Origin of the sequence: Sphingobacterium sp. UBA2610, from assembly GCF_002339225.1 — a bacterium.
GTDB classification, from domain to species: Bacteria; Bacteroidota; Bacteroidia; order Sphingobacteriales; family Sphingobacteriaceae; genus Sphingobacterium; species Sphingobacterium multivorum.
This window is the reverse complement of sequence record NZ_DDKA01000004.1, coordinates 1-15,973: the sequence shown is the minus strand read 5'-3', so window position 1 is coordinate 15,973 and position 15,973 is coordinate 1. Positions and strand designations below refer to the sequence as shown.

At 36.1% G+C, this 15,973-nt stretch carries 19 protein-coding genes; 12 read left to right on the top strand and 7 right to left on the bottom strand.

The window, feature by feature from the left end; all coding sequences use genetic code 11:
• Nucleotides 1-34: 34 nt before the first annotated feature.
• Entirely contained in the window at nt 35-847 is an 813-nt protein-coding gene (locus B4Z47_RS02895) for a helix-turn-helix domain-containing protein (protein ID WP_070565939.1), read from the bottom strand.
• A 415-nt stretch (nt 848-1,262) separates the two neighbouring features.
• Between B4Z47_RS02895 and B4Z47_RS02890 the strand changes: the two genes are divergently transcribed.
• Nucleotides 1,263-2,246 carry an Rpn family recombination-promoting nuclease/putative transposase gene (locus tag B4Z47_RS02890; RefSeq protein ID WP_070565937.1) on the top strand — a complete coding sequence of 328 codons (984 nt, stop codon included), beginning with the start codon at nt 1,263-1,265 and terminating at the stop codon, nt 2,244-2,246.
• A 108-nt stretch (nt 2,247-2,354) separates the two neighbouring features.
• Here the strand turns inward: B4Z47_RS02890 and B4Z47_RS02885 are convergent, their stop codons facing one another.
• Nucleotides 2,355-3,068, bottom strand: coding sequence for a metallophosphoesterase (locus tag B4Z47_RS02885; protein WP_147282049.1), 714 nt, complete (start codon nt 3,066-3,068; stop codon nt 2,355-2,357).
• A gap of 345 nt (nt 3,069-3,413) precedes the next feature.
• On the opposite strand from B4Z47_RS02885, the gene B4Z47_RS02880 reads away from it, so the two are divergent.
• Together B4Z47_RS02880 and B4Z47_RS02875 are read left to right on the top strand one after the other, a co-directional pair.
• Nucleotides 3,414-3,881: a hypothetical protein gene (locus B4Z47_RS02880; RefSeq protein WP_159333010.1), complete on the top strand. Its 468-nt coding sequence runs from the start codon at nt 3,414-3,416 to the stop codon at nt 3,879-3,881.
• Nucleotides 3,878-4,102, top strand: coding sequence for a hypothetical protein (locus B4Z47_RS02875; protein WP_115049171.1), 225 nt, complete (start codon nt 3,878-3,880; stop codon nt 4,100-4,102). Before B4Z47_RS02880 ends, B4Z47_RS02875 begins: the two co-directional genes overlap by 4 nt.
• A gap of 459 nt (nt 4,103-4,561) precedes the next feature.
• Here B4Z47_RS02875 and B4Z47_RS02870 read toward each other — a convergent pair whose 3' ends face one another.
• From B4Z47_RS02870 to B4Z47_RS02860, 3 genes are all read right to left on the bottom strand, one after another.
• Nucleotides 4,562-4,969 carry a hypothetical protein gene (locus B4Z47_RS02870; RefSeq protein WP_070564582.1) on the bottom strand — a complete coding sequence of 136 codons (408 nt, stop codon included), beginning with the start codon at nt 4,967-4,969 and terminating at the stop codon, nt 4,562-4,564.
• A 453-nt stretch (nt 4,970-5,422) separates the two neighbouring features.
• On the bottom strand, nt 5,423-5,956 hold the full coding sequence (locus B4Z47_RS02865; protein WP_070564584.1) for a hypothetical protein: 534 nt from the start codon (nt 5,954-5,956) through the stop codon (nt 5,423-5,425).
• Nucleotides 5,901-7,355 carry a hypothetical protein gene (locus B4Z47_RS02860; protein WP_286726742.1) on the bottom strand — a complete coding sequence of 485 codons (1,455 nt, stop codon included), beginning with the start codon at nt 7,353-7,355 and terminating at the stop codon, nt 5,901-5,903. The genes B4Z47_RS02865 and B4Z47_RS02860 overlap by 56 nt, the downstream gene beginning before the upstream one ends.
• A 790-nt stretch (nt 7,356-8,145) precedes the next feature.
• Between B4Z47_RS02860 and B4Z47_RS02855 the strand changes: the two genes are divergently transcribed.
• The 3 genes from B4Z47_RS02855 to B4Z47_RS02845 all read left to right on the top strand — a co-directional run bounded on the left by B4Z47_RS02855 (nt 8,146) and on the right by B4Z47_RS02845 (nt 9,783).
• Nucleotides 8,146-8,346, top strand: a complete 201-nt coding sequence (locus tag B4Z47_RS02855; RefSeq protein ID WP_115049168.1) for a heavy metal-binding domain-containing protein — start codon at nt 8,146-8,148, stop codon at nt 8,344-8,346.
• A gap of 741 nt (nt 8,347-9,087) precedes the next feature.
• Entirely contained in the window at nt 9,088-9,291 is a 204-nt protein-coding gene (locus tag B4Z47_RS02850) for a hypothetical protein (RefSeq protein ID WP_159333009.1), read from the top strand.
• A gap of 93 nt (nt 9,292-9,384) precedes the next feature.
• Nucleotides 9,385-9,783 (top strand): hypothetical protein, encoded by a 399-nt coding sequence (locus B4Z47_RS02845; protein WP_159333008.1) that lies wholly within the window; start codon nt 9,385-9,387, stop codon nt 9,781-9,783.
• Nucleotides 9,784-9,909: 126 nt separating this feature from the next.
• Here B4Z47_RS02845 and B4Z47_RS02840 read toward each other — a convergent pair whose 3' ends face one another.
• Nucleotides 9,910-10,461 carry a hypothetical protein gene (locus tag B4Z47_RS02840; protein ID WP_070564598.1) on the bottom strand — a complete coding sequence of 184 codons (552 nt, stop codon included), beginning with the start codon at nt 10,459-10,461 and terminating at the stop codon, nt 9,910-9,912.
• Nucleotides 10,462-10,508: 47 nt separating this feature from the next.
• Nucleotides 10,509-10,709 (bottom strand): hypothetical protein, encoded by a 201-nt coding sequence (locus B4Z47_RS02835; protein ID WP_070564605.1) that lies wholly within the window; start codon nt 10,707-10,709, stop codon nt 10,509-10,511.
• Nucleotides 10,710-10,945: 236 nt separating this feature from the next.
• Between B4Z47_RS02835 and B4Z47_RS02830 the strand changes: the two genes are divergently transcribed.
• The 6 genes from B4Z47_RS02830 to B4Z47_RS02810 all read left to right on the top strand — a co-directional run bounded on the left by B4Z47_RS02830 (nt 10,946) and on the right by B4Z47_RS02810 (nt 15,834).
• Nucleotides 10,946-11,068, top strand: coding sequence for a hypothetical protein (locus B4Z47_RS02830; protein ID WP_262886169.1), 123 nt, complete (start codon nt 10,946-10,948; stop codon nt 11,066-11,068).
• A 182-nt stretch (nt 11,069-11,250) separates the two neighbouring features.
• Nucleotides 11,251-11,514 carry a hypothetical protein gene (locus tag B4Z47_RS02825; protein WP_159333007.1) on the top strand — a complete coding sequence of 88 codons (264 nt, stop codon included), beginning with the start codon at nt 11,251-11,253 and terminating at the stop codon, nt 11,512-11,514.
• Nucleotides 11,515-11,598: 84 nt separating this feature from the next.
• The gene (locus B4Z47_RS02820; RefSeq protein ID WP_159333568.1) at nt 11,599-12,360 is read left to right on the top strand and encodes a GLPGLI family protein; all 762 of its coding nucleotides are present in this window, start codon (nt 11,599-11,601) and stop codon (nt 12,358-12,360) included.
• Nucleotides 12,361-12,456: 96 nt separating this feature from the next.
• A complete protein-coding gene (locus tag B4Z47_RS02815) occupies nt 12,457-15,027 on the top strand; it encodes a hypothetical protein (protein ID WP_286726741.1) in 2,571 nt (856 codons plus the stop codon).
• 95 nt (nt 15,028-15,122) lie between these two features.
• Nucleotides 15,123-15,335: a heavy metal-binding domain-containing protein gene (locus B4Z47_RS24660; RefSeq protein WP_159333570.1), complete on the top strand. Its 213-nt coding sequence runs from the start codon at nt 15,123-15,125 to the stop codon at nt 15,333-15,335.
• A gap of 91 nt (nt 15,336-15,426) precedes the next feature.
• Nucleotides 15,427-15,834, top strand: a complete 408-nt coding sequence (locus tag B4Z47_RS02810; RefSeq protein ID WP_286726739.1) for a hypothetical protein — start codon at nt 15,427-15,429, stop codon at nt 15,832-15,834.
• The last annotated feature ends 139 nt before the right edge of the window (nt 15,835-15,973 follow it).

Genomic DNA, 15,973 nt, shown 5'->3' with positions numbered 1-15,973 from the left:
TTTACTCGAACTTGTAAAAATGGAACTTTACTCGTTAAGGATCCAGATGCCAAAAAGTATCTTCTTTTCCTAAAATAGTTCCTTTGCTAAAAAAGTTTCTAGGTGAATTATCAACCAGATTTTTATAGATTTTATTAAGATGAGATTGGTCGCTGAAATTAAACTCATAAGCAATTTCAGTGAAGCTACTTTCAGGGTTCTCAAAAAGTTTCTTGTTGACGGACTGCCTAAAAAGAACTATTTCGTAAAATTTTTTTATGGAAACTCCCAAATGAAATTGAAATAATCTGTTTAAATGTTGTCTGCTGATTCCAATGTAAGTTGAAAGTTCTGTGACAGATATTTTCTCGTCATTACTGAAAATATATTGAATTGCTTGTTCTAAAATTGGGCTCTCAAATTTTTTAAAACGATGTAATAAAGCGTTGTCTAAAAAATCTGAAATATGTTTTGTTTGAGTTGTAGAAAAGATTTCTTTTAGTTCTTCTGGACTGAAAAACTCGTAATCTGTTATATAATCTGCAAAATTTAAATTTTCGTAAAATTGCTGGATACCTAAAGGATGAAATACAATGACGATTCTGTAAACTGTTCCAGATTGTTTTACATTAAGTACTTTTTGCCGAATAGGGGTGAAAATCTGAAATGGGTTTGCGTTATCATCAAATTTTATTTCTCCATTTTCCAATCTCACATGATATCTATAAATTGAAATTGTATTATTAAAATGGGGGAAACATAGGAATTTATTGATCACATTATTTGGTTTAATGTCCAAATAGTAATAATCAACATACTTTTTGACTATAGGATTTTTTGGTTTGAACGTTTGAAATAATTCCTTCATTTTTAACTTTCCACCTCGCAAATCTGCAATAATTTCAAAAATAAGAAAAAAAGTTAATGCTAAATCAACATATATCTGATCGTCTAAATAATAATGGAGATTGGAAAAAAACCTAAACAGCTTTGCTGGAGATTAGCGCTTAGCAAAGGGCTACTTTAGTCTAATATAATTCACTATCAAACGCTAAGAAAAGTGATTAAAAGTAATTTATACATAATCGATATTATTTACTAGGTTATTGTGCTAATTTATTACATACTAAATAACTCATAAAATTTGATAAAGAATAGTCTGTCTGTAATTTTTCAGCTCATGTGATTGACTATCCATATAATTTACTTGTTTTTTTACTAAATATGTTAGCAATAATCAATTTATTGTTATATATTTGTCTGATAATCAATTAATAAATATTATGGCTAGATCAAAAAAACATTTGGGTAGGTATGTAGATCCACGTACCGATTTCGGTTGGAAATTTTACTTTGGTAGGGAGGACAACAAAATCTTACTGATTGAGTTTCTCAATAGTCTGTTTCAGGGAGAGAAGATAATTTCGGATCTAAGATATAAGCCTGTAGAACATGATGGTGATTATGAGGGAATGCGTCGTGTTGTATTTGATTTACATTGTATCGGCAGCGATGGTGAGGTTTTCATCATTGAGATGCAGCAGCTCTTTCAAGAATTTTTTAAGGACCGTGCAGTGTACTATACCTCACGTCTCATCAATAAACAATTAGCGCGAGGTAAGAAGGGTAGTGATTATTACCTACCGGAGGTTTACTTTATTGGTATTTTGGAGTTTCACATGGATAGAAATGGTAGTACCGGTATATCTCGTGTCACAGAGCGGCCTTATTTCTATGATGTTGCGCTGTGTGACAAATTGACCAAAGAAATATTCTATGATAAATTGGGATATAAAATGATTTCGCTTCCATTATTTAATAAACAGCCAGAAGAACTAAAGACAGTTATGGATCAGTGGTTGTACTTACTTAAACACTTGAGTACCATGGATAGATTGCCAACATTTTTGGATAAAAGAATATTTGGTCTTATCTTTGAGATAGGAGAGATAGGTAAACTAACGGAGGAGGAGCTAATGTCATACGAAGCAAGTTTAAAACATAAGCGTGATGCTGAGAGCGTATTTAATTCGGCCAAGAAATCCGGAGAATCTTTAGGTCACGCTAAAGGCCTAGCAGAAGGTAAAGCTAAAGGTCTAGCAGAAGGTAAAGCCAAAGGTCTAGCAGAAGGTAAAGCCAAAGGACTAGCAGAAGGAGAGCGTAAAAAAGCTCTTGAAACCGCTAAAGCATTTAAGGAAATGGGGCTACCTATAGCTGATATTGCTAAGGGCACAGGGCTTTCTGTCGAAGAGGTCGAAAAACTCTAAGTTTCTTTATTTTGGATGACTGCTCCACCAATAGATGAAGGGCACGAGCCGATTAAATTGGTTGACACAGTTTATGTTATACTCTCCCGTTATATGCTGTGCTTCCCATCATCCTGTATTCGGTAATAGTTTGTCCGCTAAATATTGTTTCCATTTTGTCCCGGTAAACTCGCAATTTCCGCTTTTGATTTGAGCATTAGGAAATTCTGCAAGAATTGCTGTTAAGTCGTTCCAAACATTTTTCAATTTATCGTCCTTGTTTTCAAAATTCAAACTAAATTTTCCGTTTTCTACTTTAATATGCTTGAGAAAAATACCTTCTTGTGTCGAGCTAATTCTGTCCGCAAGTTGTATATAGTAACCTTGATAGTCTGGATAAGGAACTTGCTCTGGTTGTCTTTCTTCACCTGAATAATAACGAAACAGAATGTCGTGTCCGTATTTGCTTAATTTTTCTTTCCAAAATAAAGGTCTCGGAACTTCAGAAAGGTCAGCGGTCAAATATATTTCCTTCTCACTTGTCCAAGGCTTAAATGTTGTTTTTATTAGTTCTTGTTCTTCAATTTCAAGGCTGTTTGTAACAAGTCGAAAAATCGCAGGTGTAGCGAACTCTAAGCAAATTCCATTTTCAACTTCCCATGCTTCAATATATTCAATGTAATTGTCGTCACCAACATTTGTTACATCTATGTCAAAAGTCCATTCATAAATTTTTGATGGAATAATTTTGAAAGGCAAGATGTGTCTTTCTGAATTTGCCTTATAATTTGCTTTCACATTATAACCAACAATAATTTCAAGCGGATTTTCTTTTATTGCCAAAACGTGTCCGTCTTCAAAATAGAAGTTGTCGGACAACCATTTGTCAAGGTCGTTGAATGTATGTACGGTAGTTTTTAGCATTGTATATGTAGAGCGGCGACTTTGCGAAGTAACGTAGCCGTATCGAAGATACGAAAGTGGAGCTGTTTAACCAAGTCGCTTATGGTAAGCTGTCCGCGTAGCGACGGCTTACGTCAATTCCAATCTTAATATAGACTAAGGTTTCCCATAATGCTATTATCGGGCTAGGATAGGCTTAATACATCCGATTACATATAAAAAATGGGAAACCCTAAATATCTGTACGGTATACAATGTTGCTAATAATATTAGTAATATTGTGTAATGAAACCGCTAGAAATCTTTTGCCGAAATCGGGTAATGTACGCTCAAATTACCGTGCATGATAAAAGCATGGGCATGAAAGATTATCATCTTTACAACAAAAATGGTCTTGCTCATTATGTTTTCAGGAAATCTCAGGGAGAGTGGCAATTGGCATACGGTGTACTTGCCGATGACATCAAGGAAGCGTGCATTGACGCCCTTATACTTCGCTTTGATACTGATGTGCCTGAGTTGTTTTATCATCATGGAAAACGCCAGGTAGTGGAAGTTCGGGCCAAGAAATACAGCCTTTGGCATATATACCTCAATAATGCTTATGTAGGAAGTATTCATTATGACACCTTCACTAAACAGTTCAATTATCACCTTGACGACAATTGCTTATTGACCGATGATCACGTGCAAAAATATATAGCCATGATCCAGCGTGGAGAATTAAAGTGGATAAAGGACGATATTCGATGAAAAAGAATATAAAGTTCGAATGTGACGTGTGTGGTCAGAAGCAAGTGGTTGAGGTTTCTGTTTTGCATGGTGGTGGAACCTTGCAAATTATGATTGATCGGTTTTTTATAATGAATGTAGATTTTCGCAGTGGCGATTGGGTAATGCTATGTAACAATACGAGCTGGTTGACCACCGATGAACTTGTTATTATCCTCGATGAGTTGGGCTATGACGAATAAAAAAACCTTGAGTCTGGGCGGGGCGAATCCTGTTTGGTTTTAAAAACAAAAAAAGGCCGAGTTACTCCTCATCCTCATAAATGAATAAATATTATAAAGTCTTTTCCAAAATTAGAAATCACCCAAGTTGCAGCAATGATAACGGACGGTGCGACAGGTGTGGACGATCATGGAAAAACTTTTTGATAATAGAATGCTGTCATTACCGAGACAGGGGGTTGATCTGGAGTGTTCGTGAACATGATAATAATATTTGAAGCAATAAACTAGCATTCCGGAATGAAAGTATTATCAGGAAGGAACTTTTAAACAACATATTCAAATAAATGAATAATTACTATCTGTGGGATTTACATACAATTAAACCAAAGAATGAAAGCAATTCACAACCTATGTAAGCATCCATTAATATAAACACTATTATGAGTCCAGCCGTATATATCGACCGGACTTTAAGATTTATCTTTTCAAAGCCTTTTCCTTTTCTTTAAGCATCCAGTTTCGGAGCTTTTCCTCTCTTTCAGGGCTGATACGCTTTAGAACAATTACCCCCTTTAAATTTTGAGTGCTATTCCCTGTAAATCTGTCGAATTCAACCGTTATATCATATTCAAAGCGATTCCATTTGGGAGAAGTGAGACTGTCAAACGGCACAGTTGTTATGGAATCCCCCCGTTGAACATATACCAAATTTGCCCAAGTAGCAGATGTCCTACTTGGAACACCAGACATCATTGCAACATCACGGAGATCCAAATGTATTTTTTCGACCAAAGTCTGTAGTATCGATAAGTCCTTTTCTTTTTTTTGACTGTAGGCAGATGTTAAAAAACAAATACCCAAAATTGTTAAAATGTTATTCTTCATTTGTTATCAATTAATTGGGGCTAGAGGATACGCTATGGATCGGACAGTTTTTCCCATCGCCTAAGTTTGCGTATGGTTTGATCGTTTGTGGTTGACCATCGGCGCTCGTCACGGTGATAGTTGGGTTTTTTACCCAGGTTTCATTTATTTCAACAGGTGGATTACCAAAGGTTGCATAATTATTTGCAAATGCTAAAGCTTTTGAAAAGTACTATTAATACAATATCGAATCCTATTTGGTTTTTAAAAAATATTATTTCTAGCTGTTGAGCATGGAGTACTAGCTGTCAAAAAGTTTGCTGTTACCGGATTTTTGACTGTAAATGATCTAAGCACCAAAAATATTTTACGTTGACGGATCAGGTGTGGATGATCTTTAAAAGCTACACATTCAAAAAATAGATAACATCAACCTCCCCACTTGAAGTTAGTGAGTGGATAGATTGCAATTATTTACTGATGTTTTCGACTTGCTTTTTCAACTTCCTTTCTTAACTTTTTCTGATCTTTTCTTGGGCCCACTTCATTTATATAAGCAGGTTGCCTTGGTAATTTTATATCCAGATAGTAATCTTTAAAGTATGCATCTATTCTCACTTCATCAATTGTCAAATTCGATCCAAATTTTTCTATAATTACTTTTCCCCAAAAACCATCTGGAGAGATTTGTTTTGAAAATTCACCCTTTTCGTCTGTGGTAAGCGAAGCTATGGTGTCCCTGCCATTTTTAAGAAAAAAGACTCTCGCGTAAGGCACTATTTCATTATTATAGCATAATCTTACTTTTCCATGTATTAATGGAGCTACCTCGCTTTCCGTATATCCTTTGCCCATCTGATTAAAACTACTGCAATTGTTTCGATCAATTTCAGCAAAGTCGTCAAGATTCTTTTTCGTTGCACAACTTGCCAATGTCCAAAATAAAAGAATGCTAGCAACCCATGCGAACTCCTTTTTGTGTAACTCCTTTGTCTTTTCTAGTATCATATTGTTCAGCCATTATTCTATCTGTAATTCGAGATTTATCTACATCTGAAAGGTTTTTAAATGCATCCGTTTCTAATAAGCCCTTCCAGGCAATATCGTCATATATTTGCTTATCTAAATGATAGCTTTTTAATTCTCCGTAATTTTTAATGGATGCGGCTAGATCTGTAATAAAATCTCTAGCAATGGTCTCATGTTGAGCGCCATTTGAAAAAGCTTTTTTCTTTGTATACTTTTCAAATAATTGAGGATAAGTCATTGTTGCTGCCGTTGGATCATCATAAAAAAATGCAGTAAGGTAAGCATGAATAGATTCATGAAGCATTGTTGTTGCAAATGCTAAGTCGGAAACATTACCTATAACTAGTGGATTGGTATTGAAAGCTATAATTATTTCTCCTGTATTATTATTTCGATTTGTACCAGCCACTTTCATCGGATCGCTAAAATTTTCTGTAGTAAACTTAAGGTTATACCCTGGTATTTCTCCCGAAAACTTTTTGATTATATCAGCGACAGAATTTCCATTCAGCATTTTAAGTGTATCCGATACGCCTTTCATACAGTCTGGAAGATTTGTATCATCGATTTTAGCATTGAAGTTTGCAATATCACTTCCGTCCGAGCCACCTCCACCATCACCCGTACCAGGTGCATCTGGAACCCAAACATTTTCGCAGACGTACTCATCTCGGCTATCAATAAGCGACCAACCATATCCAGCACAAAATGAGGGGTAAGAACAATCTCTGCTATGATATATAGTAATACCACTACCACATCCATATCCTCCTGATTGATAGATACAATCCACCGTTTGATAGTTGCAATTTTGCTCCCATGCCATTTTCGTTGATGAAGCCCTCTTTTTCTGTACATTTTCATCTCCTTCAAAATAAGGCGAACCATTCCGGTATTTTATCAAATTTGCAGCGTTACTTTTTAGATTTGTGAATAACATTTTTCCAGTAAAGGAGCGGAGATCAGTAATTTCTTCCTTCGTATCATTGAAAAAAAAGCCTTTGTAAAATTCTTTGCCATTTTTTACGAGTAAGTATGTCTTACCACCTTTTTCAAACGTAATTTTCTTCTTATCTTCCTTGAGAAAAGGATGCAATGGAATGAACATATATTCAACTGAATCGTTTGCTTTACGGACAGTTACTTCATCCCATAAAGGTTCCCATTGAATTGGTAAGTTATCGTTTGGATTGATCTTTTTAAATATTCCTTCTTTGGCATAAAATTCTTTTATATCAGCCAAAGTCGGCTTATTTTCATTATCTAATACTTGGGACGAATCTTTCTGACAACTTACTACGATAAACAGCAAGATAAGGAGCCAGATAAAGTTTCTTGTAAAAAAATGGCTTTTCATTACTTCTATTTTACTTTTCACTTAACGATTTATAGGAATAAAGCTAAAGTTATTTATCGTGAAATTTTTACTAGATTAAAAAACTACACATTTGTGTGAAAGTTTGTAACTCGCTTATAATGTATAGATAATGCACAGGTAATATACAGGTAATAATAGAAAAGTAATTCGATTTTAAGAACCATTCTTCTGATTGAAATACAATAGGGAATTGAAATCAGCTTTACACGTTACTCGTGTAATATAGATAAGCTGGTTAGATAATATAAGAAATGAAAAAAGGACAAAGATTGCAGACCGTGAGGGAGTACAAAACGCACTCTGTCAAAGGCTGGTGAAACATGCTGGTCTCTGTGTTACTTCCAAATGAACCTAACTGTTTTTAACAAAATCTGGATCAAAGATCACTAATCATTAGCAGTAAAATCTTATTACTTTATAAAAAAATTAAAAATTCGAATTTTAGCAGGCTTTTGAATAAAATGAACGACAATTATCTCAACTAATCTCGCGATCTTTACAGTAGATGAATGCCCAAAGCCGGTTAACATCTAGCCCAAGCGGACATCTAGCCAACATGGCCTCCCTCGACGGTTAACGAGGGAGGCCTTTTGTTTATTTTATTGCCTTATTAAAATTGCTGAATAAATCAGCTACGGTTTCCCGTATCGAACCATTCTTTCAAACCCATACCTTAGCCTTACAATTTGTAATAATCTTGAAAGTTAATATCTGTAAACATATTAATTCAGCATAAATAATGTATATTAGGCTTGGGTATTAACCTTGCCCGATTGAAAAGTAGTATGCCATGATAGTAACCACGACCAATTCCATCGAAGGGAGGGAGATTTCACGATATAATGATCCAATAGCAGCCAATGTTGTCATCGGCGCCAATATCTTTAGCGAAATAGGAGCGAGCTATGTAGATTTCTTTGGCGGTCGCTCTACCAGTTATGAGAAGAAGATGCATGAGATGTACAAGCGTGTTACTGAAACGCTCAGGTAACGTGCACAGGCAATTCGTGCTGATGTTACTATAGGGCTTAAGGTTGATTTCGACGAAATCTCAGGTAAGGGGAACCTGCAATTTATCTAACGGTTATGAAGTATAAAATTTAGAGCCAACAATCATTACAAATACAACCAAGATATGAATACGCAATTGACAATGACTGTCCTCATGACAATATTAACTCTGACCAGCCTCGGACAAAATAATGATCATAAATCTGTACATAGTTCTGCAGATAAGGTTTTTATAAAATCATTGGAAGAAAGGCAAATAGGAAAAGTAAGTATTATATTTCTTTACCCACATTTTACGCTTTAGATGAAACCAATGGAGAAGATTTTTCCATTTATCATTTTCATCCTGTCGACACTACAAATCACACTGGTTTTTCGGGCGGTTTTTATTTTGGTAATCATCCTCGTCAATTTCCAGCTAAAAATGAAAGTTGCAGAACAGAGACGCGGAAAAGTGAAATGTTTGATCAAAATGTTAACTGGACGATTTATAATTGTAATGGAGACTATTCAGTTCAAAGCATAATGGATAGTAAAAGTGGCGAGGGGCGGAATGAATTGCTTCACATTTTTGGCCATGCAAAATCGAATAAAAATCTCGACAATTTACTGTTTATTGTTACTACAATGAAAAAAAAGGATTAATATCAGCAGATACTAAAATTTGTCGTGGGCCGATTGAATTTTTGATGATAACAAATGGACGAATGACTTGAGTACCATGGATAGATTGCCAACATTTTTGGATAAAAGAATATTTGGTCTTAGTCAGGCATATCAGTATCAGATACAGCCTTATTCAACTTCATACGGTATTTTGGACTTTAATTCAATCATGATGTATCTTGCTTCGAATGTCATGACTAAAGTCGGCGGTGGTACCTGGACAGCTCAGCGAGATGATTTAAGTGAGGGTGATATCTAAGGGTTAAATCAATTCTATGGATTTAAAATTAATGGACCGTCTAGCATTTGTTCTGATGGTATATATACGATAGTAAATCCGGGAACAGTAACCTTGGAAAACGCTGATGGAATAGCAACTTTAACTTCATTAGGTAATAATCAGTGGAAAGTTACAAGAACTGGTAATTATGCCGGTTTTGTAAAACTGAAGACCAAAAATGTGAAAGGTTATTCAGTTGAAAAAGTTATAGATGTAGGTGCAGGCTTTAACATTTCTGGGAGACCTATTGTTAATCCGGGCCAGATTTATACCTATACAGTCGATGCTTCATTGGGGAATGTCAGTTTCTTTGTCGGTGGGGGAACAATATTATCAACGACAGCAAATACTGTGAGAGTCAAAGTACTTAACACGCAAAATGGGGCTTTACCGTATTTTTATATTTCAGCCACTGCTCAAACTGCATGTGGATTATCTACAGTTATTGAGTACCCTACAGTTCAAGAATAGAAATGAATTGTATTTCGTATTATATCAAAGCCTTGAGCGCTCGCTTAAGGCTTTTCTGTACAATCCCTTTGCACACCTTACCTTACATCTAATATATATATAGAATTTTTGGATTGGTGGATAAATTTAACTCAAACCATCTAAGAGCTCAAAAGTAATCTCTCCAGTATGATGCTCCCTTAATTGGTCGATTAACGGAATACATGACGCATCATAAGCAATATGTGTTAGGTTTTTAAAAGTTAATATTTCAATTAAAAGATTGGGAATATCAATAATATGAGCATTTTTAAGAACCAGTGTTTTTAGGTTTTGTATTCTGAGGTTAGTCAAACCGATTAAATCAAAATGATCCAAATATAAAAAACTCAAATTTTCAAGGTCATTTATCCATAACGGGATCTCATAGGGACTATTTTCTTTTACCCTTCTACTACTGTAATCGCCTGTTAAAAATAGTTTTTCAAGTTGATAAAGGCTTTTTACATGTTCATTTGGCAAGGTATTTCTGTCAAACATCGTTGTCGTATATAAGGCAAAGGGGACATTGCTAATTCCTAATAAGACCGTATCTCCTTGAAAAAATAGTACTGATCCATTTTTTTCATCACCCCAATTAATATGAAGCATACCGCTTCCCTTAATAATGCTTTTTCCTTCATTGTTATCTTTTTTCATAATGACTAAATATGAGATCTTACAACCGCCAGGTAACAGTTTAATTTCTACTGCAATGCAACTATAAATTCAGGTTTCAATTCAGGCCCGTTCCAAAACGTAAATCCAAGGTTGCCGAGTATGCAATCCGATAATTCAGCTTTGACGATATCTTTCGAAACTAACCACTTTAAAATATCATTTACAACAACTTCATCAAAAACATACCTGGACACTTTAGGCACAAGCGAAATAGTATAGTCATTCATAGACTAAAAATAAAGAATAATTCGAACAATGTTCTAACGGTTTCATACAAATTTTTCTCTAAACACCTGAATAAGTTACTTATGGTTTCCCGTAACCAGTCCTACTTTCAAACCCATGCCTTAGCCTAACAATCTTTAATAATCTTGAAAGTTAATAGTTGTAAACATATCAATTCAGCATAAATAATGTATATTAGGTTTGGGTATTAACCTTTCCCGATTAAAAGTATAATGCCATGATAGTAACCACGACCAATTCCAATATTCCAATAGCGGCCAATGTTGTCATCGGTACCACTGTCTTTCGCGATATAGGAGCGAGTTATGTCGATTTCTTTGGCGCTCGCTTATTCGTGTAATTTACTATAAGTCGATAATTTCTTAAGCGTGTTATGTGATAGATATTTAAATAATAGTAGTTATAGGGATTTTAATTAATTCAGACAATCTTTTGTTTACTACACATTTGTGTGAATTTTAAAAAACCGTATTATAAATGTAATTTTTATAAATATATTCGAGAATATATTAAATAAAAATTATGAAAAAAAGTATTTTAAAGGTAATGCTACTAGGTGGTGTTATCTTTGGAGCCAGCCAAGTTCAAGCATCAACCATCGCTGAAGAAGTTCCGGTTGCACAAATGGAAGTGCTGGTTGAACAAGAGCAAGGACCTGTCCAATGCTTGGCAGGAGTTGTAATCCGGGGAGAACAGATGGAGGGTCATTACCCAGCTGATGTTCTTGATAAGATCTTACAAATGGAAATTGAAAAATGTTTTAATGGTACCCATTCTTCATTGTAAAAAATTATAGTGTTAACACTATATTGAGTATTTAAGTGTAAGATATGGTTGGGTATTAACCCAACCATATTCAAAATATAAAAAATGAAACTAAGACACATTTTTCCTCTTTTAATATTGGTCTTCATCGTGAAGGTCAAGTCCAATGCCCAAGAAGTTGCGGGCCATGCTCATTACGCTGTATTAAGGAGTACTGATAGTATTAATAATGGCCCTGAAGGTTTATGGATGCTCAACGCATATCCTTTTGTTCCTAAGGTGGCTGCAATGATGCGTTTTAAGCTGGAATTTACAACCACGAACGCAATGTTTAATCGGGTAAAAACCAGGGAACTTGAAAAAGTCTCGAATGAAGATATTAAGACAACTGAAACATTGGTCGGTTATAGAGATACAAGCTGGCATGATGCTTCGTATTTTTACAGTTTTGACAGGGATCTCAGAAAAGGTCCGGGTCAAAAAGGACTTATATTGAAGACCCATAACAATTTTGATTGGAAAATCACTGAGGAAACGAAAAAAATAGGTGAATTTACCTGCTATAAAGCAAAAGGAGATAAAGTAATAAGCTATAGGGAGGGCGGCGAATACAAAATTAGAAAAACACCTGTTATTGCCTGGTTTTGTCCTGAAATTCCTGTACCCTTTGGCCCTGTCTTCGCACGTGACCTACCAGGTTTGATATTCGAGTTTCAATATGACGGGATTGTCTATGGACTAACTGATATTAACTTAACAACAAAGGCTGAGATTGCACCATTTCCTGATAAAGAAATCCTAACAAAAGACGAGTGGCGGGAAAGGTTATATAAATTGGCCAAAGAATTAAATATTCCCTATCAATAGCGCGTGAAGTTAAGATTTATACTGTTATTTATTCTCTTATTAGTTCTTCCCACTAGTTTACTGGCACAACAAAGCTTGTTATTTAAAGGTCTTGTTGTGGATGACTGCGACAAACCGTTGGAGAACACAAGTATCGTGATCAAACGTATTCCTTCTTCCGGAATTGCTCCCGTATTTCAGAAAACTGATCAGCAGGGACATTTTCAGCTAGAATTTTCGAACACAGGAAAAATTGAGCTTACGATCTCCAGGTTAGGCTATCAGAAAGTTGTTGATACCTTGGATATTCGATCGGTAGAACAAAAATTCAAATTATTAAAATCCGTCAAGAGACTTGAAGAAGTAAAGATCGACTACCAATACCGTGCTGTTGAAATTGCCAAAGATACGATCCGTTTTTCTGCTGACTATTTCCGGGACAGTACCGACCGAAAATTACAGGATCTTATTGAAAAGATGCCCGGCTTTTCCATCGAAGATGGAAAAGTGCGTTTTCAGGGGAAGCAAGTCAATGTAACCTTGGTGGAAAATGAACGCTTTTTTGGTGGCGGCAGTAAGCTCGCTATCGAGAATATTCCCGCAAAAGCAGTGGACAAGGTTGAAATGATCAGTAGGTTTTCCCAGAACGACCTGCTGAAAAACGTGCAGGTAAATGATCAGCTCGCCATGAACATCAAACTGAAAGAGAATAAGAAGAATTTCATCTTTGGGGATCTTGAATCGTCATTGGGGAGCGAAAAATCCTACAAAGAACACGCCGCCCTATTTTATTACTCACCGGAAAAAACCATGTCTTTTATTGGGGATATCAATAATATCGGTACTTCACCGGTTTCCAAAGAAGATATTGATCGGGTTCAGGGTGCCGAGTTACAATATTTTTCTAATTCAGTTAATAAGAATAACCTGGCTGGATATGATCGCGACAATCGAAATGTGATAAAGAACATCAATAAGTTCGCCGCATTCAACGGTTTTCAAAAGGGACTAAAGAAGAAATTTAGCGTAAACCTCTATGGCGTGTATGCCGAAAACAGGTTGGGTACCATGTTAGAAGGCACTAATCATTATTCTTTTCCCGATCTTCGGTATACAGAACAAACCAATATGCGTTCTTCGCAGGTCAATAGACAGGCGTCTTTCAATATTTCGAGCAATTTTAAGCCAAGTCCCTATTTTAGCTTGGGTTACAACCTGGGTACATTCTGGACAATGCCCAAGCAGGAGGTACATACGAACAATGTCATTGACAGATTTGGAGTAGACAACAATAGTATACAAATCCAGGATGGACATTCCATTGTATTAAAACAATATCTCGAAGGGAGCTGGAAGCATTCTTTGCGAAGTTATAGTTCTTTTGCTTTTCAGCATCAGTATACCTCAGAGAAAGATAATTTTTCCCTTTCTTCGGACAGCCTTTTCCTACGTGGCTTCATACGTTTTGATTCTTTGCCGAACTATAGTATCAGGAGACCTGTGGAGAGGAAGACGCATCTTTTCAATGGGTCTTATAAATACTATTGGGTCATCAATCAGAACCAGCAACTTCATCTGGAAGCGAACTCTCAAAATGAATTATTACGGCAGAAGGGGCAGTCAATCGGAGCCCAGGATACAACAGGTGCGCACTTATTTGACCACGAGCAATATTATCGAAACAGCAGCAATTATTTGGGTGGGAGCTATCGGTTGGACTTTGATAAGTTAAAGATACTATTTTCCCTAAAGCAGTATTACTTATATTTAATCAACCAGACTCCAACAAACGATGATCGTCATGGGCAATGGTTTCTACAACCGGAGGTCGATCTTAAATATGGCAAAAGTGCGTTGGATGGATTTCGTCTTAATTACCGAAGAGGTTATACTTTTGCGACAGCAATGGACCTTAATCCGTCTTATTGGATCACAGGTTACAATAGTTTGTCCCGGGGAAATATCCTGCTGGAGGGACAGACATTCCATAAACTTACTTTTACCTATAACAATTTTAGACTTACGGACTTTCGGGTAATCCACTTTAACAGTACATTGACTTTGAAAGATAAGATAAAAGGGAACAGCCTTTTGACTTCTTCCTACGAGCAGTTGAAGACCGTGCAGTTGTTTGATCGGCCTGATCTCAATTTCACAAACATTGGGGGCTATAGCATAAGATACGGTAGGTTTGAACCGGGTGTATATCTGTCCTATATCCATATGAGGTTAGCACAAGGGATCGATAACAGCGAGATTTATCTACGACAGAATACTGTTTCGACAGACCTTTCCTTAAGATGGTTCATACCAAAGTTGGCAGATGTAAAAGTGGCCTGGACAAGAACAGATAGCTGGCAAAAGAGTTTGGCAGATAATCAAAAGGTCGCGCTCAATAAATGGAGCATTACCGGGAAATATCAGCTGAAGAATTTTGTGTTTAAAACAGACTGGAGTCTCTTGAAGACAGGGCTGGGTGATAGCAGTGCTGATCCTACTACTATAGATGGAAATTTTGAATTGCGTTACCAGAAAGTGAAATCTCCGTTCAGTTTTTATATTCAAGGGCTAAACGTGTTAAAAAATACGAGTTACCGAACTGCGGTACTGACAGAGTACATCAGTTCCGAAAAAATTACCTATACGATGCCCCGTATTTTTCTATTGGGTTTATCGTATAGCCTATAATGTCTTACGGTTTCCTTTAACCAATCCTACTTTCAAACCAATATCTTCGCCTTACAGTTTATAATGATCTTGAAAGTTATTAGCTGTAAAAACATATTAATTCAGCATACCATACGAATACCAATACCAAAATTCCAATAGCTGCCAATGTTGTCATCGACACCACTGTTTTTGGCGATATAAGAGCGAGCTATGTCGATTTCTTTGGCGGTCGCTCTACCAGCTATGAGAAGAAGATGCAGGAAATGTACAATCTCAAGCGACATGCCCAGACAATTTATGCTAACGCTACTATCGGGCTAGGATAGGCTTAATACATCCGATCACATATAAAAAATGGGAAACCCTAAATATCTGTACCGTACACAATATTACTAATATTATTAGTAATATTGTGTAATGAAACCGCTAGAAATCTTTTGCCGAAATCGGGTAATGTACGCTCAAATTACCGTGCATGATAAAAGCATGGGCATGAAAGATTATCATCTTTACAACAAAAATGGTCTTGCTTTTTATGTTTTCAGGAAATCTCAGGGAGAGTGGGAATTGGCATTCGGTCTACTCGCCGATGACATCAAGGAAGCGTGCATTGACGCTCTTATACTTCGCTTTGATACGGATGTGCCTGAGTTGTTTTATCATCATGGAAAACGCCAGGTCGTGGAAGTTCGGGCCAAGAAATACAGCCTTTGGCATATTTATCTCAATAATGCCTATGTAGGGAGTATTCAGTATGACACCTTCACTAAGCAGTTCAATTACCACCTTGAAGACAATGGCTTATTGACCGATGATCACGTGTAAAAATATATAGTCCTGATACAACGTGGGGAATTAAAGTGGATAAAGGACGATATTCGATGAAAAACAATATAAAAGGAATCACTTGCGTCCTAAACGTTTAAAAAGTGGCGGTGATTGGGTATAGCAAAATTGCTATATT